Below are 21,903 nucleotides of genomic sequence, written 5' to 3' on the forward strand. Positions count from 1 at the left end.
GAGAGGACTTGAACCTCCACGTCCATACGGACACTAGCACCTGAAGCTAGCGCGTCTACCAATTCCGCCACCTGGGCGCGGCATGCACTTTACTGATGTTTTTGATGGTGCCCGGAAGAGGACTTGAACCTCCACGTCCATACGGACACTAGCACCTGAAGCTAGCGCGTCTACCAATTCCGCCATCCGGGCGTTGCCTCGTATCAATCCAGCGGGGGATCGATGGTGCCCAGGAGAGGACTTGAACCTCCACGTCCATACGGACACTAGCACCTGAAGCTAGCGCGTCTACCAATTCCGCCACCTGGGCAAGGCGCGGTGTATAATACCCATTTTGGGCGTGAATGCAAGCCACTTCGCCATGCTTCATGTCTTGCGCCGTGAAAGGCAGGTAGCCGCCATGGTTGGGTCGACTGGCTGTGCCCGCTATACTGGCAGCATGATTGAATTTCATAACAACGCCATCGGCGCACGACGTTTACTTGCCACTTCGCCTGTAAGGAAGTCATTACCATGAACCATTGGACACTCAGTGACGATCCGCATGCGGAACGTGAAGCGAGTAAATACGATAACCCTGTCCCCAGTCGCGAATATCTTTTCGCCCGGCTGGAAGAGTACGGTAAGCCCATCACACCCGAAGACCTTAGCCGCATGCTGGCGGTGGATGACGAGGAGCGTCTGGAAGGCGTGCGTCGTCGCCTCGCGGCGATGGAGCGCGAGGGTCAGATTCTGCGCAATCGGCGTGGCGCCTACGCATTGATCGATAAGCTCGACCTCATCAAGGGTAAGGTTCAGGGGCACCGCGACGGGATGGGTTTCTTGATCCGAGAAGACGGCAAGAAGCCCGACTTGGTGGTGCCGCCACGTCAGATGCGGCGTGTCTTCGACGGCGACCAGGTGCTGGTGCGTGTCAGCGGTCGTGATCGGCGCGGGCGCGATGAAGCGACCATCGTCGAGGTCATCGCCCGTAACACGCAGTCGCTGGTGGGTATCTACCGCCAGAATACCGCCGAATTCGGCGTGCTGATTCCCGAGAAATCGCGCATCGCTCAAGAAGTCATCATCCCGCATAGCGTCAGCGGTGGCGCGCGTGACGGACAGATCGTCTCGGCCCGTATCACTCAGCAGCCGGCGACGCGCGTCCAGCCAGTGGGTGAGGTCACGGAGGTGCTCGGCGAACGCATGGATCCCGGGATGGAAATCGATATCGCCATCCGCAGTTACGAGATTCCTGCCGAGTTTCCGCCCGACGTGCATGCCGAGATCGCCGATATGTCCACCTCCGTGGACGAGGCCGACAAGGCACACCGCATCGACTTGCGCGACGTGCCGTTGGTGACCATCGACGATGAGTCTGCCAAGGACTTCGACGATGCCGTCTGTGCTTGGAAGACCAAGTCCGGAAGCTGGAAGCTGCTGGTGGCGATCGCCGACGTGTCGCACTATGTCCGCCCGGGCAGCGCGCTGGATCAAGAGGCGATCACGCGCGGCACCTCGGTTTACTTCCCCGGTCAGGTCGTGCCGATGCTGCCGGAGTTGCTCTCGAATGGGTTGTGCTCGCTCAATCCCGAGGTCGATCGTCTGGCGCTGGTCTGCGAGATGAACATTTCGCCGAACGGCGCGATCAGCCGCTATCGCTTCTACGAGGCAGTCTTTCAGTCCCATGCGCGCCTGACCTACAACAAGGTCGCCGGGATCCTCGATGACGAAGGTCCCGAAGGCGATGCACTGCGTGAGCAGTATCGCGACCTCGTGCCGTCGCTCAAGAATCTCAAGAGTCTCTACACGATTTTGCGGGAAGCCCGCGAGGCACGCGGCGCCATCGATTTCGAGACCACCGAGACGGAAATCGTCTTCAACGACGCGCGCAAGATCGAGAATATCGTGCCGCGTTCGCGCAACGACGCGCACAAGATCATCGAGGAGTGCATGCTGGCCGCCAACGTGGCGACGGCGCGCTTTCTCGATAAGCATGACCTGCCGGCGCTGTATCGCATTCACGAGAAGCCCTCGCCGGAACGCCTGGATAAGCTGCGTCTGTTCCTCAACGAGCTGGGGCTGTCCTTGGGTGGGGGCGACGATCCCACGCCGCAGGACTATCGCGATCTTGCCGAGACGATCAAGGGTCGCCCCGACGCCGACGTCATTCAGACGGTAATGCTGCGTTCGATGAGTCGTGCGGTCTATTCGCCGCAGAACGATGGCCACTTCGGTCTGGCGTATCCCGCCTATGCGCATTTCACGTCGCCGATCCGGCGCTATCCGGACCTGCTTGTACATCGGGCCATTCGCTCGGTGATTCGCGGGCCGCGGCAGACCAACACGGTGTTGCGTGCCGAAGGTGCGCCGGTAGAGCCGCCCAGCAAATGGGCACCGTATAGCTTCGAGCAGATGCTCGAGCTCGGCGAACATTGCTCGATGACCGAGCGTCGTGCCGACGATGCCACGCGTGATGTGGAGGATTGGCTGAAGTGCGAATTCATGTCGGACAAGGTCGGTGAGATATTCGAAGGCACCATCGCCTCGGTGACGCAGTTCGGCGTTTTCGTGCGTCTGGATGAGGTCTATGTCGAGGGGCTGGTCCACGTGACCTCGCTGCCGTCCGATTATTATCACTACGAGGCCGAGAAACACCGCCTCAAGGGTGAACGTAGCGGGATGTCCTATCGGCTGGGCGATGGCGTCACCGTGCAGGTGGCGCGTGTCGATCTGGATGATCGCAAGATCGACTTCGAGCTGGCCGACGAGAAACCGCGTCCGCAGAACCCCGCCCGGCGCAAGAAGTCCGCTACCGATGGATCCTCGGCACGCGGCAAGCAAGGCGCAGGGCAAGCCGGCAACGCGACCAAGAAGGAACGTGACGGCAACAAGCCACGTCGGCGTTCGCGAGGTGGCAAGGGCGGTGGTAAAGGTGATAAGCGTTGACCAGGCGCCGTGATTCGGGACACAGGGCATCATGAAAGCTAAATCTTCTCGGGCGCGTATCGCGACGCCTGAAGGCTTGGACCCCGTTTATGGTGTGCACGCCGTGCGGGCATTGTTCGAGCGCGGTCAGCCACCACGTGAACTCTGGATTCAGGAGGGACGTGCCGAGGCGCGCCTGGACAGCCTTTTGGACAGCGCCCGTCAGGCAGGTGTCAAGTGCGTTGGTGTCGCTCGCGAAACGCTCGACGGTGTGGCGAAAGGCGCCGTGCATCAAGGCGTGATCGCCTTCGCGCCACCGCTGCAGGCTGAGAGCGAGGAAGCGCTGTGGTTTCGCCTGGGCGCCTGGCAACAGCCGTCCCCGCCGTTGCTGTTGATACTCGACGGGGTGACCGATCCGCATAACTTCGGCGCCTGCCTGCGCAGCGCCGATGCGGCGGGAGCGCACGGCGTCATCGTGCCCAAGGACAAGGCTGCACCCCTCAATGCCACGGTGCGCAAGGTGGCCTGCGGCGCCGCCGATGTCACGCCCGTCTATCAGGCGACCAACCTGTCGCGTGCGATGGCGCGCCTCAAGACGCATGGCGTGTGGATCGTCGGGACGGCGGGGGAGTCGGCGCAAAGTCTTTACCAGGTGGACCTATCCGGCCCGGTGGCCATCGTCATGGGCGCTGAAGGTAAAGGCATGCGTCGACTCACCCGTGAGGGGTGCGATCTACTCGCCAAATTGCCCATGACGGGCAGCGTGTCAAGCCTCAATGTCTCGGTCGCCACAGGCGTGTGCCTGTTCGAGGCCGTGCGCCAACGCCACGCCTCTTGATGACCGGTCGAGACAAGTTGCAAGCAGGCTGGACGATCACTACAATTGATCGGCTTTCTGGACGCCATTTAGTGGGTTCGGAAACATAGAGACTTTCTCTCCTTGCTTCTCGTGGCCCTGTACGTGCCAAGTGACGGGCCTCGTGGAAGCTGTCAAACCGTAAGGAGCTATCATGCGTCATTACGAAATCGTGTTCATGGTCCACCCGGATCAGAGCGAGCAGGTGCCCGCCATGGTCGAGCGCTATACCGGGCTCGTGACCGACAACGGCGGCACAGTGCATCGCCTGGAAGATTGGGGGCGCCGTCACCTGGCCTACCCGATCAACAAGATCCACAAGGCCCACTATGTGCTGATGAACATCGAGTGCAGCGGCGAAACTCTCGACGAAATCGAGAATATCTTCCGTTTCAACGATGCCATCATCCGTAGCTTGGTGGTGCGTTGCAAAGAGGCGGTCACCGAAGCGTCTCCGATGATGAAGCCGGCCGAAGAAAAGCCGCGTCGTCGTGAAGAGAAAAGCGAGCGTCCGAACGTTGAGCGTTCCGAAACGAACGCCGACGCTGATGCCGACGCCGAAGCTGAAGCCAACTGATTCGTACCTCTGGAGGATAAACCATGGCACGCTTTTTCCGTCGCCGTAAGTTTTGCCGCTTCACCGCCGAGGGCGTGAAGTACATCGATTACAAGGACCTGGATACACTCAAGTCCTATATCACTGAAACCGGTAAAATCGTACCCAGCCGCATTACCGGCACCAAGGCTCGTTATCAGCGTCAGCTGTCCACGGCCATCAAGCGCGCTCGTTATCTGGCGCTGCTGCCCTATACCGACAGCCACCAGTAAAACAAGGCGACTGGCGTGATGCAGGCACTGGCCCGTTGGGTGATGCGCGGTACGCCGCAAGCGGCGATGGTCGCGTTGATTGCGGCGCTGATTCCCTGGCTGTTCTGGCTAAGTGCCGCCGTTGCGGCGTTGGTAACGTTACGTCGTGGTCTGGGCTCCGCTCTGCCCGTATTGATCGCCGCTGCGCTGCCAGCCGGTTGGTGGTGGGTGCAGGGTGATGCCGTTCCGCTTGCCAGCGTGCTGCTGGTGACGTTGATGGCGACGATATTGCGTTCCCGGATGCGTTGGAGCGAGACCTTGATCGCCGGCACCTTGGTATGTGTGGTGCTGGTGCAGTTAGGCATCTTCCTGCCACCGGGCGGGGCTGGGCCGTTGCTTGAGCAGGTGCGTCAGAATTCGGCGGACGTCGATGCCATGCTCACCGAGTTGAGCGCTCAGGGCGTTTCCAGCGAGCAATTGGCGGGCATGCTGATCGGCGGTGTCACCGGGCTGGTGGTACTGCTCGCAGCAGTCGCTTGTTTGGCACTAGCGCGTAGTTGGCAAGCGGGGTTGTATAACCCCGGTGGCTTTCGCGACGAGTTCCATGCGCTGCGCTTGAATATCAAGGAGCTATTGCTGCTGGTAGGCGTGAGTGTACTGGGCGTGTTGGTGGCCATGCCGATGGCCACGATGTTGGCGTGGATACCGTTGCTCGTGGCAGGCATTGCGCTGGTGCATGGTTGGATTGGATTGAAGGGGATGAGCGGGTTCTGGTTGGTCGGCTTTTATGCACTGCTGCTGACGACCTGGCCCACGATTCTGGTTGTGCTGTTGCTGGCCGTTATCGATATTTTCGCGGATTTCCGCGCACGCTTGGTCGGCAACCACTGATGAGAGGTTAACGAGATGGACGTCATTCTGCTCGACAAGATTGGCAAGCTGGGCAACTTGGGTGATCAAGTCGCCGTCAAGGCCGGTTACGGCCGCAATTACCTGGTGCCCTATGGCCTCGCCGTGCCGGCTACCAAGGAAAACGTTGCCGCTTTCGAGGCGCAACGTGCCGAGCTCGAAGCACAGGCTGCCGAGCGCAAGGCGGAAGCCGAAGCGCGCGCCGAGCAACTGTCCGAGATCGAGCTGTCGCTGGTCGCCAAGGCCGGTGAAGAAGGCAAGCTCTTTGGCTCGATCGGTCCACGCGACCTGGCCGATGCGCTGACGCAGGCGGGGCTCGACGTGGTCAAGAGCGAAGTGCGTATGCCGGAAGGCCCGATTCGCCGGACCGGCGAATACGACATTACGCTGCAACTGCATGCGGAAGTCTCCTCCAGCGTTCGCATCGTGGTCGTGGCCGAGTAATCGACCACGACCAGGCAGATATGCCGGAATGGGGCGCGAAGGGTAACCTTCGCGCCCTTTTTGTGCCCACAGCGTCCGTTTCGTGAACATGGCGCTGAGATGCAACGTCAGGGGTATCACGGCATCATGGGCATGGTCGACGCGGCGAATGTTTGTACGTCGCCGACCTCGATATCGACCGGTCAGGAAACGAGCATGAGCGAATACGTCGAGCACGATCAGGAAACTGCGGCCCTCAAGGTACCGCCACACTCGCTGGAAGCCGAGCAATCAGTGCTCGGCGGACTGATGCTGGAAAACAGCGCTTGGGATATGGTTTCCGAGCGCCTGACCGCCGACGATTTCTATCGTTACGAGCATCGCCTGACCTTCAATGCGATGGCACAACTGGCCGACGCGGGACATCCGCTCGACGTGGTCACACTCTCGGAGGCGCTGGAAAACCGCGATCAGTTGGAAAGCGTGGGAGGGCTAGCATACTTGGCCGAACTGGCGCGCAACACGCCGTCGGCCAGCAATATTCGCGCGTACACCGACATCGTGCGCGAGCGTGCCACGCTGCGCAAGTTGATCCAGGCCGCCAATCAGATCGCCGAGGGGGCCTTTGCTCCGCAGGGGCGGCCCTCCGATGAGTTGGTCAACGAGGCTGAGCGCCTGGTGTTTCAGATCAGTGAAGATCGCCCCAAGTCCGGTGGGGCGATCGGCATGAGCGACCTGCTCAGCAAGGCCGTTGACCGCATCGACGAGCTGTTCAACATGCAGGGCGAGATGACCGGCCTTTCCACCGGCTTCCGCGATCTGGACGAGATGACTTCGGGGCTGCAGCCTTCGGACATGGTGATCATCGCCGGCCGCCCGTCGATGGGTAAGACGACGTTTGCCATGAACGTGGTCGAACATGCGGTTATCTCCAGTGACAAGCCAGTGGTGGTGTTTTCCATGGAGATGCCTGCCGATGCCTTGATGTTGCGTATGTTGTCTTCGCTCGGGCGTATCGACCAGACACGCATGCGCACCGGGCAGTTGGAAGACGAGGACTGGCCACGCTTGACCTCGGCGGTCAACCTGCTCAAGGACAAACAGCTCTTCATTGATGACACGGCGGGGTTATCGCCGAACGAGATGCGCGCGCGGGCGCGGCGCTTGGCGCGTGAACATGGCAACCTCGGATTGATCATGATCGACTATCTGCAGCTCATGCAGATCCCCGGCTTTTCCGAGAACCGTACCGGCGAAATTTCCGAAATCTCGCGCTCGCTCAAGGCGCTGGCCAAGGAGTTCAATTGTCCGGTAGTCGCGCTGTCGCAGCTCAACCGTTCGCTCGAGCAGCGGCCCAACAAACGCCCGGTGATGTCGGACCTTCGCGAGTCGGGGGCCATCGAGCAGGATGCCGACGTCATCGCTTTTGTCTATCGCGATGAGGTCTATAACCCTGACAACCCCGACAACCATGGCCTGGCTGAACTGATTATCGGCAAGCAGCGTAACGGCCCGATCGGTACCGTGCACATGGCCTTCATCGGTAAGTACACGCGCTTTGAGGACCTCGCCCCCGACAGCTACGGTCAGCATATGGGCGAGTGACAACGGCAAGGCAAACAGGCCGGTGTTGCCTTATAATGCCGGCTCGCAAGTGAACAGGAGGGGAGATGGCGAGCGGATTTCAACGTGGCAAGAAGCGTACCCCCAAGCTCGAGGGACGTGGTCAACTGGAAAGCGTCGAGCGTGAAGGGCCGTTCAAGGAGTGGTTGGGGATGCCCGACCTCTACCGTTATACCTTGGTCGTCGACGGCGAAACCTACAGCTATCAGACCGAAGATGCCGAACTGCCCGTCTCAGTCGGGGATCGCGTGGTGTTTCGCTACAAGGAAACCCGTGCGGGCAACTGGGTTGATCGTAACTCCTTGGGTGTGGCGATCGATCCATCCACCTATCAGCGCGATTCTTGATACGTTGCGTTGATAGTGTTCCGGGGCCGGTACGCCGGTCCCTGGTAAGTGGCGGGCGTCGAGTCACGGGGCTTCTCGCTGCTTGAGTGTTCCCGTCTTTCCCGTGTGCATTTTCTCTTTGCCCAGCAAGTGCTGGAACTTAACGCACCGCAATGCGTCTCAAGGGTATTCTTTTCATCTTACCGATCAAGGTTTGGGTGAATAGTACGTTCCTTGTCGAGATATTTGTCGTTTCCCTCGCCATACTCATTGCAACATTCTTGTCATTTGCACGAGGCAAGCTGGGCATGCGCCGTGGCAAGCGGTGAACGTCTTGGCGGGTTTTATTTTCTCAAGGAGAACATTATGGAAATCAACGAGCTCAAACGTTTTGTGGATGCGGAGCACCATTTCGAGATTCGCGTCATCAGTCATGCGGGCAGTCGTTTGTACCGGGTTGAGGTGGAAGACCTCGAAGGTCAGCACTATCCGCTGATGCGACGTGGCAAGCCGATGCTGTTCCGTGCTCTGGATGATGTCTACGCCGAACTCAAGCGTGCAGGTATTCATCGTGCCTATCTTGTGCAATGGGTGGCGCACGACGAGGTGGTCGGCCGTGATACGCACTATCAGTCCCCACTAACCTCGCGCATGCCGCTGGTATTTTGAGTTCCCACGTATGATACACCCGACGTGCGTACAGCACTCCACTCACCAACTGCAATGCTGAATTTTTAGCCCGGCGAGATGCCGGGGCCTGGGTGCCGAGGCACCGGGCATTTCCCCCTCCCTTGGAGTATCACTCTCCATAGTCTTTTGCATGCTGGTCCCGATCATAAGTCGGGTATCTACATCAGCGCATCGAGAAATGTCTCGGCCCGCTCGCGCTTTTGAGCCGACATCCTGGCGAGTACTGGCGTATTGAATTGGATATAATTGATCCAATTACTATACAAATCGTGTCTATAGAATAACGCGATAAGCTCAACCTGTTTGTGGCTTGTTACACTACGCGACACGGTCTTTTATAGGAGAGGTTTCATGGGGTCAGCTCCCTTTGGTGTCATGCTCGTCAATCTTGGCACGCCCGAAGCCCCCACCACGTCGGCGGTACGTCGCTATTTGGCAGAGTTTTTGGGCGACCCACGCGTCATCGACTTGGCGCGCATTAAATGGTTGCCGATCCTGCACGGGGTGATCCTGCGCATACGGCCGCCGCGCGTGGCCAAGGCATATGCTTCTGTGTGGCAGGACGAAGGCTCGCCGTTGCTTGCCATCGGGCGCCGCCAGCAACGTGCCTTGAAGGATAGACTGGCAACACGCATGGGTACCGAGATTCCTGTCGAACTGGCGATGACTTACGGCAAGCCGAGCATGGAAGAGGCCGGCCTGGCTTTCCGCAATGCTGGCGTCGAGCGAATCTTGGTGCTGCCATTGTATCCGCAGTACTCCGCTACAACGACGGCGGCGGTGTTCGACCGGCTGGCTCGCGCCTTGGCGCCATGTCCACACTTGCCGGAGCTACGTTTCGTACGGGATTATCATGATCATCCGGCCTACATCGAGGCGTTGGCGGAAAGCATTCGCGAACATTGGGCGACGCATGGCCGCCAGCCGCGTTTGTTGTTTTCGTATCACGGCATCCCCAAACGGTATGCCGACGCAGGCGATCCCTACCCTCGACATTGCGAAAAGACCAGTCGCCTGGTGGCCGACGCGTTGGGGCTCGAGTCCGATGCGTGGCTGCAAACCTATCAGTCGCGTTTTGGGCGTGAGGAGTGGCTCAAGCCATATACCGACGATACGTTGAAGGCGTGGGGGGCCGAGGGCCTCGACGGTGTCGACGTTATCAGTCCGGCCTTCGCTGCCGACTGCTTGGAAACACTGGAAGAACTGGAGGTCGAGAATCGCGGTTACTTCACCGAGGCGGGCGGCGGCGACTATCGATACATTCCCGCGCTCAATGACCGCGCCACGCATATCGACATGCTGGCCTCGCTCGTCGAACAACATACTCAAGGTTGGTAGACAGGCGGCTGACTGATGCAAGAGCCGCCCGAGCCTTTGCACGGCGCGGGCGCTCTTGCGTGGTTGTGGTGTGGATTCGGCTCAAGGGAGTTTTGAATCGCCTTGGGGCGCTTCCTCAACGGTTTGCTCGTCGTCTTCTTGAAACTCCTTGGGTTCGCCGCGCGTGCGAGGATCGCGTGCGAGTTTCTGGTGCAGTGCACTCTTGCTCAGCATGTGCGCCGACACCGGGGCGGTAATGAACAGGAAGATGGTGATCAACAACTCGCGCAAGCTGGGGCCACCATCGAGCAGGCTGAAATAAGTGATAGAGGCCAGCAGTACACAGCCAACGCCCAGCGTGGAGATCTTCGAAGGGCCGTGTAGACGCATATAGAAATCCTTCATGCGCGTCAGGCCTAGCGAGCCGATCAAGGCGAAGATGCTACCGGCGATCAGGAAGAAGGCGATGACGCCCTCCATCAGGGTGTATAACGCAATCATGATCCCTCCGCTATTCGATGATATCGCCGCGCAGCAGGTACTTGCATACCGCCACGGTGCTCACGAAACCGAGCATGGCGATCAGTAGCGCCGCCTCGAAATAGGTGCGATCCCCTAGCCAAATGCCGAACAGCACGATCAAAGCGATGGAATTCACGTACATGGTGTCCAGCGCCAGGATGCGATCAGGCAGGCTGGGGCCGACCGTGACTCGGTAAAGATTGAGGACGATCGCGATTGCAAACAGCGCCACGCTGATCTTGAGGGCAACATCTAGCATTCGAAGATCTCCTTGAGCGGACGTTCGTAGCGCTCATGGATATGACGCTTCATGTCGTCGATATCACCCACATCCAGGACATGGATCAATAGGGTCTTGCCGTCCATGCGCAGATGAGCCGAAACCGTCCCGGGCGTGAGGGTGATGGTGCTGGCCAGCATGGTAATCGCAAAATTCTCCTGTAGCTCGAGCGGATACTCGACGAAGGCGGGGCGCGCCCGGCCTCGCGGGTCGAGTATGACCTTGGAAGCTTCCAGATTGGCGATGATGATATCGATCAACACCCGGAAGAAATAGCGCACCATGAGCCAAGGCCGTTTGATCCTGGGTTGCGCCTCCCAGAAGGGCTCGGTGATCAGCGGAATGACGATGGCCAGAAATCCACCGAGTAGCCATTGCCCCAGTGCGACACTGTTCATCAACAGCAGCCACACGATCAGCAACAAGACGGACAACAACGGCATCGGCAGCCACTTGCGAGGACGAATCATGCGTCACCTCCAGTGTCGCCACGGGCGATGATAGCCTGCACATAGGCGTCACGGTCGAGCAATTGGGCGGCGGTCGCCTGGGTGAACGCTGTGATGGGACCGGCAAAGGCGACTATGAGCGGTGCACAGCCGATCAGCATTAACGTGCCGGCAGCACGCAGAGGACCCAGCGTGGCGCCGGTCTTCTCGCCCGAGGCCCGCCAGAAGATGGTCGAACCGGTGCGCGATAGTGCTACCAGGGTGGCCAACCCGCTCGTCAGCAGTATTGGCCACAGCCAATACTGCTGCGCCGTCGACGCCGCCTGAAGAAGCAGTGCCTTGCCAAAGGCTCCGGACAAAGGTGGCAAGCCGGCCATGGCGATTGCCCCGGCGAAGAACAGCAGTCCCAGCATGGCGGGCTGGGTCAGCGTGCGGGACTGTACGATGCGTGCTCCGGCCTTGCCGCGTTGTTGCGCGATGGCATCGACCAGCAGGAACAAGCCGCCACTGATCAGGGTCGTATGGATCAGGTAAAACAGCAGCGCACTCAGTGCGGCCTCGCTGTTCATGCCGATACCCGCCAGGAGTGTGCCCACCGAGATCAAAATCAGATAGGCCACTTGGGTACGCATGTCGCGTGCGGACAGTACGCCCACGGCACCGAGTGCGAGCGTGACCAAGCCTAACCACCATACCCATGGCTGGGCGAGGTTGGCCAAGGGGCCGGCCTGCTCGCCGAAGATCAGCGTGTAGACACGAATGATCGCATAGATCCCGACCTTGGTCATGACCGCGAATAGGGCTGCTACCGGCGCAGGTGCGGCGGCGTAGGCGCGTGGCAGCCAGAAATATAGTGGCAGCATGGCCGCCTTGAGTCCGAACACGATCAGCAGCAGAAGGGCGCCCGCCTTGACAAGCCCGATATCGGCGGGGCTCAGGGTCGGGATGGCCATCGATATGTCGACCATGTTAAGCGTCCCCGTCGTTCCATAGAGCACGCCGAGTGCAATCAGAAACAGCATCGATCCGAGCAGGTTGAGCGCCACGTAATGAAAGCCGGCATGTGTGCGTGCCTTGCCGCCGCCATGCATCAACAGTGCATAGGAGGCGATGAGCAACACCTCGAAGAAGACGAATAGATTGAAGATATCGCCGGTCAGGAAGGCCCCGTTGATGCCCATCAACTGCAGTTGAAAGAGTCCGTGAAAGTTGGAGCCCTGCTCATCATCACCGGCGCAGGCGTATAGCAAGCTGCCCAACGCCAGTAGTGATGTGAGCATCACCATCAACGCGGAAAGACGGTCAAGCACCAGGATGATGCCGAACGGCGGCTGCCAGTCGCCCAGGGCGTAATAGCGTATGGTGCCATCGGTGCTTTCGGCGACCAGCAAGATCCCCACGACGACCAGCGCAAGCGTGGCGAGCACGCTGGTCGTGCGGCGCAGAGTCAGTGCTCCGCCACGGTGGATCAGTAGTGCTAATCCGGTGAGCAGCGGCAGCAGAACCGGCAGAATGATCAAGTGCTGCATCAGGACTTGTCCTCCCGCGGCTCGTCGATGCGATTGCCGTTGACGTGATCACTGCCCACATCGCCGCGCACGCGCATCGCGAGGATTACCGAGAAGGCGGTCATGGCGAAGCCGATGACGATGGCGGTGAGCACCAATGCCTGCGGTAGCGGGTCGGTGTACTCGCCTGCGTCTCCGCTGATGACGGCCGCCTTGCCGGTGGTCAGCCCTCCGGTGGAAAACAGGAAAAGGTTGACGGCATAGGACAACAACGTCAGACCGACGACCACGGGGAAAGTGCGTCCGCGTAGCGCCAGGTATAGTCCGCTGGCGGCCAGAATGCCCGTGGTGGTCGCGAATAGCGCTTCCATCACGCTTTCTCCTTCTGCTTGGAGGGACGGTGCGGCGTGGTCACCTTACCGAGGTTGGCAAGGATCATCAGCGTGGCACCGACCACGGTGAGGTAGACACCGAGATCGAACAGCATGGCAGTGGCCAGTTCCACGTCACCGATCAACGGAATATGGAAATGGCCGAAGGCCGAGGTCAAGAACGGATGCCCGAAGGCCCAACTGCCGATACCGGTCAACGTAGCGATGGTGACGCCGGAGACGGCGATCGGTTGATACTGGAACGACAAGCGCTGCTGCGCCCATTCGACCCCATGGGCGATGTACATCAGGATCAACGCCACCGCTGTCACTAGCCCGGCGATGAAACCGCCACCCGGCGCGTTATGGCCGCGCAGGAAGATGAAGACCGAGACCAACAAGGCCATGGGTAGCAGCGTCTGGGAGACCGAGGCCAGGATCATCGGGTAGCGGTCCGGTGACCAGGGCCGCCCTTCGCTGTCACTGGATGGCATGAACAAGCGTAGGCGATTGAGCAGCTTGTAGATGCCGATCCCCGCGATGCAGAGCACCGTGATCTCGCCTAGGGTATCGAAGCCACGGAAGTCGACCAGAATCACGTTGACCACGTTATGGCCCCCGCCTTTGGGTACGCTATTTTCGAGGAAAAAATCCGAAATCGAGTTTAACGGACGGGTCAGTAGTGCGTAGTTGAGACTCGCCACCACACCACCGAAGCCTGCCGACAGCAGTACATCGCGCACGATGCGCGACGCGCTCGACTCCTTGGGTGTCTTTTGCGGCAGGAAGAACAGTGCCAGCATCAAGAGAATCACCGTAACGACCTCAACCGCTAACTGAGTCAACGCCAAGTCGGGTGCCGAGAAACGCGCGAAGATCAGCGATGCCATCAAGCCGACCACCGAAAGCATGATCAGCGAAATCAGGCGACGGCGATGCAGAAAGGCCGTTGCCAGGCCGGCGAAGCAGGTGATCGCGGCGCCGACGATGATCAAGGGGCTGGCCTCTTGAACGGCCAACCCGCCTTTCAAGGATTCGATGCCGGTTAGACTTATGCCGGCGACGACCAGGGCACTGATCACTACCCACAGCATGTAGCGTTGCAGTGAGCCGTTCTCGAGGGTGTCGATGCTCCACTGCGAGAAGCGAACAAGTCGCTGAACGGCGCCCTCGAAGATTGCCAATGAGTCGCGCGACGGGAATTGGCGATGGAAGGTGAACAGGTGCTGGCGCAGTAAATACACCACCAGGCCGCCGGTCAGCGCGATCGCACTCATCAGCAAGGGCAGGTTGAAACCGTGCCAGATGCTGAGGTGGAGCTCGGGTGCTGTCGTCGTTAGTGCCGCATCGGCGGCAGCCGTCAACAGTCCCGTGGCGGTGAGGGCAGGGAAGAGCCCCACGACCACACACACGATTGCCAGTACCAGGACCGGTAAACGCATGGGAAACGGTGGTTCATGGGGTGTCTTCTTGAGTTCGCGCGGCTGGCCATCGAAGAAGGTGTTGCGCACGTAACGCAGCGAATACGAAACGGACAGAATGCTCCCGATGGTGGCCAACGCGGGAATAAGCCAGGCCAGGCCGCCAAGGAGCTGCGTTTCCAGCGTCTCGGCGAGCATCATTTCCTTGGATAAAAAACCGTTGAGGAGAGGGAGCCCGGCCATCGAGGCTGCGGTGACGGCGGCCAGCGCGGTGGTCATCGGCATGTAGCGCCATAGCCCCTTGAGCTTGCGGATGTCCCGCGTGCCGCATTCATGATCGACGATACCGGCGGTCATGAACAGCGCTGCCTTGAAGGTAGCGTGGTTGAGAATATGGAAAATCCCGGCGACCACTGCCATTTGGCTGTTGAGCCCGAACAGCATGGTGATCAACCCCAGATGACTGACTGTCGAATACGCCAGAATCGATTTGAGATCGAGCTTGGTCAGTGCGAAATAGGCACCGAACAGCATGGTCACCAATCCAGTCAGACTGACCAGATACAACCACTCCTGCGACCCGGCCAATGCCGGATGCAGGCGGGCCAGCAGGAAGACCCCGGCCTTGACCATGGTCGCCGAGTGCAGGAAGGCCGACACTGGCGTTGGCGCGGCCATGGCCTGGGGAAGCCAGAACTGGAACGGGAACTGGGCCGACTTGGTGAATGCGCCGAGCAGTATTAAAAGCAAGGCTGGCAGATAGCGTGGATCCGCGAGGATGACATCGCGGCTGTCGAGCACCGTCTGCATGTCGAAGGTGCCGACGATCTGGCCGATCAGAATCAGGCCGGCGAGCAACGCCAGTCCGCCCATTCCGGTGACGGCCAATGCCATGCGAGCGCCCTTGCGTGCGGCCGACTGATGGCTCCAGAAACCGATCAGCAAGAATGACGACAGGCTGGTCAGTTCCCAGAACATCCATAGCAGAATGAGATTGTCGGCCATCACGATGCCCAACATCGCGGTCATGAAGAGCATCAAATACGCATAGAAACGCGGCATATTGTCCGCTTCGGACAGGTAGTGGCGCGCATAGAGGATAATCAGCAGCCCGATCCCCAGGATCAGCAGCACGAACAGCAGCGAAAGACCATCGAGGCGCAAGGCGAGGTCCAGCCCCAGAGCCGGTACCCACGAAAAGGCCAGGCGTGGAACCTCGCCGGCGAGAACGCCGGGGGTTTCGCGTAATGTGACCAGCAGTGCGATGAGAGGCATCGCAGCGGTCAACAGGGCGCATCGATGGCGTCGCTGGTTCGAACTCAGCAATGGCAACAGACTGCCGAGCAGCGGCAACAGCACGATCAGTAGCAATGACATGCAACTTGCTCTTGTCGTTTAGCGTTTGAGAGTACCCGAGACCTTCCGGGCGGAGGCTCGGATACGAGTATGGACGGCGGCGGCGCGAACGTCAGTCGCGGACGGCGGGAGGATCCGTCAGATAAGGCCGTCTGATACCTCGTGGTGCCAGCATCCAAGCGGGGGTGCGGTCGGTTGCATCGCCGGCTGGCATGAGTGACAGACGATGGGCACCGTAATGGCAGGGCATGCGCAGCGGCAGGCAGCCGGGCAGGGAGTGTCCTGTCATGGTGTCTCTCCTTCTTCGGGACGTTTCGGCGCGACGCTGTGCGTACAGCGGCTTGTATTGCTTGATGATTTGTTACGTTGGGCGCCAAAACGAGATGTTCGATCGAATGTACCATGCACCTTCCTGGCCTCGCTATAGCCTGGGTGGCGAAAGATGCAGCAGTGCATGTTTTTCCCGGCGTGTTGGCTCTGGTGACAGCGTTGCCTGCTAGGTAGCATGACCCTGCCCGGCACGTGCTTGTCGGTTTGATTTTTCCCCGCATCGCCAGGCGCTTGTTGCTCATCGTCGTCATTGACAAGGATCGATACATGAAACATCCCATTTTTAGTCTCGCATTGGGACTTTACTTGGCGGGATGCCAAGGTATGGCGACCAGCGATACCGCTGCTTCCTCAGGCCCCGTCGACAGCTCAACGGCGCAGACTACGAGTGCCGGCACCAACGACCCTATGGAGGACGAGCAGGTGTCCCGGGACTTCGCCACCTGGGTGAAGGACTACCGGGCGTATGCGGCGAGTCAGGGCATCAATGCTGTCACGTTGTCGGCGGCCTTTGACGATGTTGCTTTTCAGCCTCGAATTATCGAGTTCGACCGCTCGCAACCGGAGTTCTCCCGGCCGGTATGGGCGTATCTGGACACAGCTGTCTCCGATCAGCGTGTCCGCCAGGGGCGTGCAAAACTCGACGCTTACCGTGATGCCGCAACCCGCGCGGAAAACCGCTATGCAGTGCCGGCCGAGATATTGACGGCGATCTGGGGCGTGGAAAGCAACTACGGTAGCTATTTTGGCCATTTTTCGACCATCAACGCGCTGGCTACGCTGGGATTCGAAGGGCGGCGCCAGGACTTTGCCCGTCGCGAACTGCTCGCGGCCTTGAAGATTCTGCAAAGCGGCGACATCGACCGCGAGCACATGCGTGGCTCCTGGGCGGGTGCCATGGGGCACACGCAATTCTTACCGTCGAGCTTCCTCTCTTATGCCGTCGACGCCGACGGTGACGGTCGGCGCGATATCTGGGGCAGCATCGATGACGTGTTGGCCTCGACGGCACATTATCTCGAGCAGGCCGGTTGGCGGGCAGGCCAACCCTGGGGTGTGGAAGTCACATTGCCCGATGATTTCGATTACGCCCAGAGCGAACTCTCGGTGCGTCACTCCAGCGATGCGTGGCGTTTGCAAGGCGTGCGTGTGCGTGGTGGCGCGTGGCCGTCGTTCGACGAGGCCTCGGTGATTGCCCCGGCGGGCGCACGCGGTCCCGCCTTTATGGTGGGCCCTAACTTTCGAGCCATCATGCGCTACAACGCTTCTACCAGCTATGCCTTGGCCGTGGTGATGCTGGCCGAACGCATTGCGGGGGGGGACGGTGTTCAGGGCGACTGGCCGTGCGATCTCGAACCGCTTTCGCGCACCCAGGTCAAGGAGATGCAGCGTCGACTCAATGCGCTGGGCTTCTCCACCGGCGGGCCGCCGGATGGCATTGTGGGCCCCAATACGCGGCGAGGCCTGCGTGAATTTCAGCGTAGCCAAGGCATGACGCCGGACGGCTTCCCCACGCATGCCTTGCTCGAAAGCGTGCGCGATGCAGGAGAGTCGTGAGCGTACTGCCATCAGGCCGGAGCGGCGGGTTGGGTGGTATCGTGTCGCAGAAGGCGTTGAAGAAAACGAGGTTAGAAAAGTCGCGCGAGCAGCGCGGTCACGGCGGTTTCGACGCGCAGGATGCGCTCGCCGAGGTGCACGCCTTCGAAGCCGAGGGCCTCGAAACGCTCGACTTCGTAAGGCACGAAGCCGCCTTCGGGGCCGATGGCCAGTGTGACGGGTTCGTCGAGGCCGCGGGGGCAGGTCGTGGTCATGCCGGGGTGCGCGATCAGCGCGCGACGCCCGCTCAACTGTGCAGGCAGGCGGTCCTCGATGAAGGGCTTGAAACGTGGCTCGAATGTCACGCATGGCAGATGCGTGTCGCGTGCCTGCTCGAGCCCGAGGATGAGATGATGGCGGATCTTCTCGGGGGTCAGCTCCGGTGACTGCCAGTAGCTTTTTTCGACGCGCCGAGTATGCAGCAGGGTGAGTTGTTTGACCCCTAGTGCGGTGACATGCTCGAGCGTGCGCGCCAGCATGCGTGGACGCGGTAGCGCCAGCAACAGATGAACCGGCAACGATGCAGGGGGCTCGCGATCCAGAGTCACCGTAAAGACGGCGCCCGTGTCATCCAGCGATTGCAGCCGCCCGCGCCCCAGCGCGCCGCCGACCAGGCCCACACTCAGTTCGTCGCCGGGGACGGCACGGTGTATTTCGCGCAGGTGGCGCAGACGCACGGGGTCGCGCAGATGCATGCGTTGGGCATCGAGGCGGTCGTTGTCGTCGAAGAGGATGAGGTTCATGAAAGCTCCGCGAATGGCGTGCGTAGTCTACTCTCATGCCCCTGTTCTGTCGTGGGTGGCTTGCGCTGCTCGAATGTCGGTGCACAATGCAATGAAAGCCTCAGTAAGGACTGCGCCGTGCGCGTGATACGCAAATATGCCAATCGTCGTCTCTACGATACTCAGCAGAGTCATTATGTGACGCTGGAAGACTTGCGGCGTCTGGTGCTCGACGAGGTCACGTTTCGTGTTGAGGATGCCAAGAGCGGCGAGGATCTGACCCGGCCCATCCTGCTGTCGATCATCACCGAGCAGGAGCAGCGTAACGACAATGAGGCTGACGTCTTTTCCAACGCCTTGCTCGAACAGTTGATCCGCATTTATGCCATGGCGCAGCCCTTGCCGTTGGCGCGTTATCTCGAACAAGGCACGCAACTGATGCTCGAGCAGCAGCGCCGTATGCAGGATCAGTGGCAGCAGGCGATACGTCACTCGCCGGTAGAAACCATGCACGAGCTGGCCGAGGAGAATCTGCGCTTTTGGCAGCGCATGATGCGTCAGAACCAAGCTCAGGATGATGATCAGCCGGAACGCTGACTTCTCGTTCTGTGGTGGCGCACGCTTTCTGCCATAATACTCCGATCTTTTCGTCATAGCTCCATAAGGTCTTATCCAGATGAAGGTTTTGATCATCGGCGGCGGTGGCCGCGAGCACGCACTCGCCTGGAAGGCGGCTCAATCCCCACGGGTCGATGCCGTTTTCGTGGCGCCGGGAAACGCCGGCACGGCGCGTGAGTCGAAACTCACCAACGTGGATATCGCCGCCACCGACCTGCCAGGGCTGGAGGCTTTTGCCCGCGAAAACGGCGTGGGGCTGACCATCGTCGGCCCCGAGGCGCCGCTGGTCGAGGGAGTGGTCGACCGTTTTCAAGCGGCGGGCTTGGCTGTTTTCGGTCCCACTCAGGCTGCTGCCCAGTTGGAAGGCTCCAAGGCGTTCGCCAAGGATTTTCTGGCCCGACATGCGATTCCCACCGCCGCCTATGCCACTTTCACCGATCTCGAACCGGCGCTGGCTTACGTGCGCGAACAGGGCGCGCCGATCGTCATCAAGGCCGATGGCCTCGCCGCCGGTAAAGGGGTGATCGTGGCCATGACGCTGGAGGAGGCCGACACGGCGGTGCGCGACATTCTCGCCGGCAATGCCTTCGGCGATGCCGGTGCGCGGGTGGTGATCGAGGAGTTTCTGGAAGGCGAGGAAGCCAGCTTCATCGTCATGGTAGATGGTGAGCACGTGTTGCCGATGGCCACCAGCCAGGACCACAAGCGTGCCGGTGATGGCGACACCGGCCCCAACACCGGGGGCATGGGCGCCTATTCGCCGGCGCCTGTGGTGACCGCGGCGGTCGAGCAGCGCATCATGGATGAGGTCATCCTGCCCACCGTGCGCGGCATGGCAGCCGAAGGGCACCCCTATACCGGTTTTCTGTACGCTGGGTTGATGATCTCGCCGCAAGGCGCGCCCAAGGTGATCGAGTACAACTGCCGCTTCGGCGACCCTGAAACCCAACCCATCCTGCTGCGCTTGAAGTCTGACCTGGTGGCGCTGTGCCTGGCGGCGACCCAAGGGCAGCTCGTGGCCCAGCAATGCGATTGGGACACTCGCGCGGCGGTGGGCGTGGTCATGGCGGCGGGCGGTTATCCCGACGCCTACCGTAAAGGCGATGTCATCGAAGGTCTGGAGGGCGCCGAGGCCGTGGGCTGCAAGGTGTTCCATGCCGGCACCGCTCTGCGCGACGATGGTCGAGTCGTGACCAGCGGTGGTCGCGTGCTATGTGTGACGGCCTTGGGGGCACGTGTCACAGTGGCACGCGAGCATGCTTATGAAGGCGTGGCGGCGATCGATTGGCCCGAGGTGGTGTACCGCCGGGACATCGCCCATCGCGCGGTGGCCCGGGAGCGCGATGACGCCAACGCATGAGGCGCTCGGCATGCCGCCCAAACAACGATAAGCGACGAGCAGGGTAACGCGACATGGAAGCTGTACGATCGAGCAGTGCCGACCGCGCGGTGAGTATGTGCCGAGTGTCGAGATTTTCGCGAGCCGGAGAGACGCGTCATGTCGCGTGAATATCCGATCATTGCGGTGACCGGATCCTCAGGGGCTGGCACCACGACCGTCAAGCGGACGTTCGAGCGCATGTTCGCGCGCGAGGACATTCACGCGGCGTTTGTCGACGGCGATGCTTTCCACCGCTACACGCGCGATGAACTGGCGCGCATCTTCGAGGAAGAGCCTAGCCGCAAGTCCGAACTCTCGCATTTTGCGGTGGAAGCCAACTTGCTCGATCGCCTCGAAGGCCTGTTCCAAGAGTACGGCGACCTGGGCATGGGCATGCATCGTCATTACATCCATGCCGAGGACAAGCAGCATATCGAGGCCGGGTATCAGGTGGGCACGTTCACCGAGTGGGAGCCAGTGCCCGGCGGCACCGACCTGCTATTCTACGAAGGCTTGCATGGTGGCCTGGTGACGCATGAATACGATATCGCCAAGCATGTCGACCTGCTGGTCGGTGTGGCCCCGACGATGAATCTCGAGTGGATCCAGAAGATTCACCGCGATACCAATCTGCGCGGTCATTCCCAGGAGTCGGTGATCGATACCATTCTGGGGCGCATGCACGATTACGTGCGTTATATTCAGCCGCAGTTCTCGCGTAGCCATATCAACTTTCAGCGTGTGCCGACGGTGGATACGTCCAACCCCTTCGAGGTGCAGGACATTCCCACCGATGCCGAGTCCATGGTGGTGATTCGCTTTCGCGACCCGCATGCGGTGGATTTTCCGTATCTACTGACCATGATTCGCGATTCCTTCATGACGCGCCCACATACCCTGGTCGTGCCGGGCGCGCGCATGTCGCTGGCCATGGATTTGATTCTGGCGCCGCTGGTGACGCAGTTACTGGATCAGCGCCGCTTTCGTTAGACGGCTATTTCTACATCGACGCGAAAAGGAAAGGCTCATGGATTGTCTGTTCTGCAAGATGGTCAACCGCGATATCGAGCCCGATATCGTCTATGAGGACGATCATGTGTTGGCGTTCAACGACATCAATCCCCAGGCGCCCACGCATGTGCTGATCATTCCCAAGAAGCACATCGCCACGCTCAATGACATCGAAGAAGGCGATCTGGCGTTGGTCGGGCGGTTACAGCATACCGCCGCACGCTTGGCGCGGGATCTCGATTTTGCCGAGGACGGGTATCGCGTGGTGATGAATTGCAATGACCATGGCGGCCAGTCGGTCTATCATGTGCATATGCATCTGATGGGCGGTCGTCGCTTCACTTGGCCAGCGGGCTGACCGTAACGCGCCAGCGACTCTTGCGCGTTTCTTCCCAGCGATGGACGCATCGATGCTGCCGGGTCGCTCCTTGAGCGACCCGGTTTCACGATGGTCGCGCTTTTCACCCTCTGCTTCATTGC

The 21,903-nt window shown here is 60.3% G+C and carries 23 protein-coding genes and 3 tRNA genes; 15 read left to right on the top strand and 11 right to left on the bottom strand.

The annotated features are described in order from the left end of the window. The 3 genes from RVY79_RS09575 to RVY79_RS09585 form a co-directional block, all read right to left on the bottom strand. Positions 1-69: transfer RNA gene (locus tag RVY79_RS09575), tRNA-Leu, on the bottom strand. A 36-nt stretch (positions 70-105) separates the two neighbouring features. Beyond that, a tRNA-Leu gene (locus RVY79_RS09580) sits at positions 106-192 on the bottom strand. 31 nt (positions 193-223) lie between these two features. Next, a tRNA-Leu gene (locus RVY79_RS09585) sits at positions 224-310 on the bottom strand. A gap of 203 nt (positions 311-513) precedes the next feature. On the opposite strand from RVY79_RS09585, the gene rnr reads away from it, so the two are divergent. From rnr to hemH, 10 genes are all read left to right on the top strand, one after another. Further along, complete coding sequence (gene rnr / locus RVY79_RS09590; RefSeq protein ID WP_317463919.1) at positions 514-2,928, top strand: ribonuclease R; 2,415 nt, start codon at positions 514-516, stop codon at positions 2,926-2,928. A gap of 31 nt (positions 2,929-2,959) precedes the next feature. Next, positions 2,960-3,745 carry a 23S rRNA (guanosine(2251)-2'-O)-methyltransferase RlmB gene (rlmB, locus tag RVY79_RS09595; RefSeq protein WP_317463920.1) on the top strand — a complete coding sequence of 262 codons (786 nt, stop codon included), beginning with the start codon at positions 2,960-2,962 and terminating at the stop codon, positions 3,743-3,745. A gap of 172 nt (positions 3,746-3,917) precedes the next feature. Further along, a complete protein-coding gene (rpsF, locus tag RVY79_RS09600) occupies positions 3,918-4,340 on the top strand; it encodes a 30S ribosomal protein S6 (RefSeq protein WP_317463921.1) in 423 nt (140 codons plus the stop codon). A 23-nt stretch (positions 4,341-4,363) separates the two neighbouring features. Further along, positions 4,364-4,591 carry a 30S ribosomal protein S18 gene (gene rpsR / locus RVY79_RS09605; RefSeq protein ID WP_040244525.1) on the top strand — a complete coding sequence of 76 codons (228 nt, stop codon included), beginning with the start codon at positions 4,364-4,366 and terminating at the stop codon, positions 4,589-4,591. Positions 4,592-4,609: 18 nt separating this feature from the next. Continuing rightward, the gene (locus RVY79_RS09610; protein ID WP_317464296.1) at positions 4,610-5,461 is read left to right on the top strand and encodes a hypothetical protein; all 852 of its coding nucleotides are present in this window, start codon (positions 4,610-4,612) and stop codon (positions 5,459-5,461) included. Between the two features lie 15 nt (positions 5,462-5,476). Beyond that, positions 5,477-5,923, top strand: coding sequence for a 50S ribosomal protein L9 (gene rplI / locus RVY79_RS09615; RefSeq protein WP_317463922.1), 447 nt, complete (start codon positions 5,477-5,479; stop codon positions 5,921-5,923). A 195-nt stretch (positions 5,924-6,118) separates the two neighbouring features. Next, positions 6,119-7,507 (top strand): replicative DNA helicase, encoded by a 1,389-nt coding sequence (gene dnaB, locus RVY79_RS09620; RefSeq protein ID WP_317463923.1) that lies wholly within the window; start codon positions 6,119-6,121, stop codon positions 7,505-7,507. Between the two features lie 65 nt (positions 7,508-7,572). Beyond that, the gene (locus tag RVY79_RS09625; RefSeq protein ID WP_317463924.1) at positions 7,573-7,872 is read left to right on the top strand and encodes a hypothetical protein; all 300 of its coding nucleotides are present in this window, start codon (positions 7,573-7,575) and stop codon (positions 7,870-7,872) included. Positions 7,873-8,217: 345 nt separating this feature from the next. Further along, entirely contained in the window at positions 8,218-8,520 is a 303-nt protein-coding gene (locus RVY79_RS09630; RefSeq protein WP_317463925.1) for a DUF6482 family protein, read from the top strand. A gap of 372 nt (positions 8,521-8,892) precedes the next feature. Continuing rightward, the gene (hemH, locus tag RVY79_RS09635; RefSeq protein WP_317463926.1) at positions 8,893-9,879 is read left to right on the top strand and encodes a ferrochelatase; all 987 of its coding nucleotides are present in this window, start codon (positions 8,893-8,895) and stop codon (positions 9,877-9,879) included. Positions 9,880-9,960: 81 nt separating this feature from the next. Here hemH and RVY79_RS09640 read toward each other — a convergent pair whose 3' ends face one another. The 7 genes from RVY79_RS09640 to RVY79_RS09670 form a co-directional block, all read right to left on the bottom strand. Further along, positions 9,961-10,359, bottom strand: coding sequence for a Na+/H+ antiporter subunit G (locus RVY79_RS09640; RefSeq protein WP_317463927.1), 399 nt, complete (start codon positions 10,357-10,359; stop codon positions 9,961-9,963). A gap of 10 nt (positions 10,360-10,369) precedes the next feature. Then, positions 10,370-10,639: a K+/H+ antiporter subunit F gene (locus tag RVY79_RS09645; RefSeq protein ID WP_317463928.1), complete on the bottom strand. Its 270-nt coding sequence runs from the start codon at positions 10,637-10,639 to the stop codon at positions 10,370-10,372. Then, entirely contained in the window at positions 10,633-11,130 is a 498-nt protein-coding gene (locus RVY79_RS09650; RefSeq protein WP_317463929.1) for a Na+/H+ antiporter subunit E, read from the bottom strand. Before RVY79_RS09650 ends, RVY79_RS09645 begins: the two co-directional genes overlap by 7 nt. Further along, complete coding sequence (locus RVY79_RS09655) at positions 11,127-12,641, bottom strand: monovalent cation/H+ antiporter subunit D (protein ID WP_317464297.1); 1,515 nt, start codon at positions 12,639-12,641, stop codon at positions 11,127-11,129. Before RVY79_RS09655 ends, RVY79_RS09650 begins: the two co-directional genes overlap by 4 nt. Continuing rightward, a complete protein-coding gene (locus RVY79_RS09660) occupies positions 12,638-12,988 on the bottom strand; it encodes a Na+/H+ antiporter subunit C (protein ID WP_133695012.1) in 351 nt (116 codons plus the stop codon). Before RVY79_RS09660 ends, RVY79_RS09655 begins: the two co-directional genes overlap by 4 nt. Next, positions 12,988-15,786 (bottom strand): monovalent cation/H+ antiporter subunit A, encoded by a 2,799-nt coding sequence (locus RVY79_RS09665; protein ID WP_317463930.1) that lies wholly within the window; start codon positions 15,784-15,786, stop codon positions 12,988-12,990. The genes RVY79_RS09660 and RVY79_RS09665 overlap by 1 nt, the downstream gene beginning before the upstream one ends. A gap of 91 nt (positions 15,787-15,877) precedes the next feature. Continuing rightward, entirely contained in the window at positions 15,878-16,054 is a 177-nt protein-coding gene (locus tag RVY79_RS09670) for a hypothetical protein (RefSeq protein WP_317463931.1), read from the bottom strand. A 308-nt stretch (positions 16,055-16,362) separates the two neighbouring features. On the opposite strand from RVY79_RS09670, the gene RVY79_RS09675 reads away from it, so the two are divergent. After that, positions 16,363-17,652 carry a lytic murein transglycosylase gene (locus RVY79_RS09675; protein ID WP_317463932.1) on the top strand — a complete coding sequence of 430 codons (1,290 nt, stop codon included), beginning with the start codon at positions 16,363-16,365 and terminating at the stop codon, positions 17,650-17,652. A gap of 71 nt (positions 17,653-17,723) precedes the next feature. Here the strand turns inward: RVY79_RS09675 and RVY79_RS09680 are convergent, their stop codons facing one another. Then, positions 17,724-18,434: a 16S rRNA (uracil(1498)-N(3))-methyltransferase gene (locus RVY79_RS09680; RefSeq protein ID WP_317463933.1), complete on the bottom strand. Its 711-nt coding sequence runs from the start codon at positions 18,432-18,434 to the stop codon at positions 17,724-17,726. 117 nt (positions 18,435-18,551) lie between these two features. Between RVY79_RS09680 and phaR the strand changes: the two genes are divergently transcribed. The 4 genes from phaR (at position 18,552) to RVY79_RS09700 (ending at position 21,781) form a co-directional block, all read left to right on the top strand. Further along, positions 18,552-19,010 carry a polyhydroxyalkanoate synthesis repressor PhaR gene (gene phaR / locus RVY79_RS09685; protein ID WP_317463934.1) on the top strand — a complete coding sequence of 153 codons (459 nt, stop codon included), beginning with the start codon at positions 18,552-18,554 and terminating at the stop codon, positions 19,008-19,010. Positions 19,011-19,089: 79 nt separating this feature from the next. Beyond that, positions 19,090-20,391: a phosphoribosylamine--glycine ligase gene (gene purD, locus RVY79_RS09690; RefSeq protein ID WP_317463935.1), complete on the top strand. Its 1,302-nt coding sequence runs from the start codon at positions 19,090-19,092 to the stop codon at positions 20,389-20,391. 138 nt (positions 20,392-20,529) lie between these two features. Beyond that, positions 20,530-21,402 carry a phosphoribulokinase gene (locus RVY79_RS09695; protein WP_280538755.1) on the top strand — a complete coding sequence of 291 codons (873 nt, stop codon included), beginning with the start codon at positions 20,530-20,532 and terminating at the stop codon, positions 21,400-21,402. 37 nt (positions 21,403-21,439) lie between these two features. Further along, positions 21,440-21,781, top strand: coding sequence for a histidine triad nucleotide-binding protein (locus RVY79_RS09700; protein ID WP_317463936.1), 342 nt, complete (start codon positions 21,440-21,442; stop codon positions 21,779-21,781). Positions 21,782-21,903 lie beyond the last annotated feature (122 nt).

The organism is Chromohalobacter sp. HP20-39 (assembly GCF_033052815.1).
GTDB lineage: Bacteria > Pseudomonadota > Gammaproteobacteria > Pseudomonadales > Halomonadaceae > Chromohalobacter.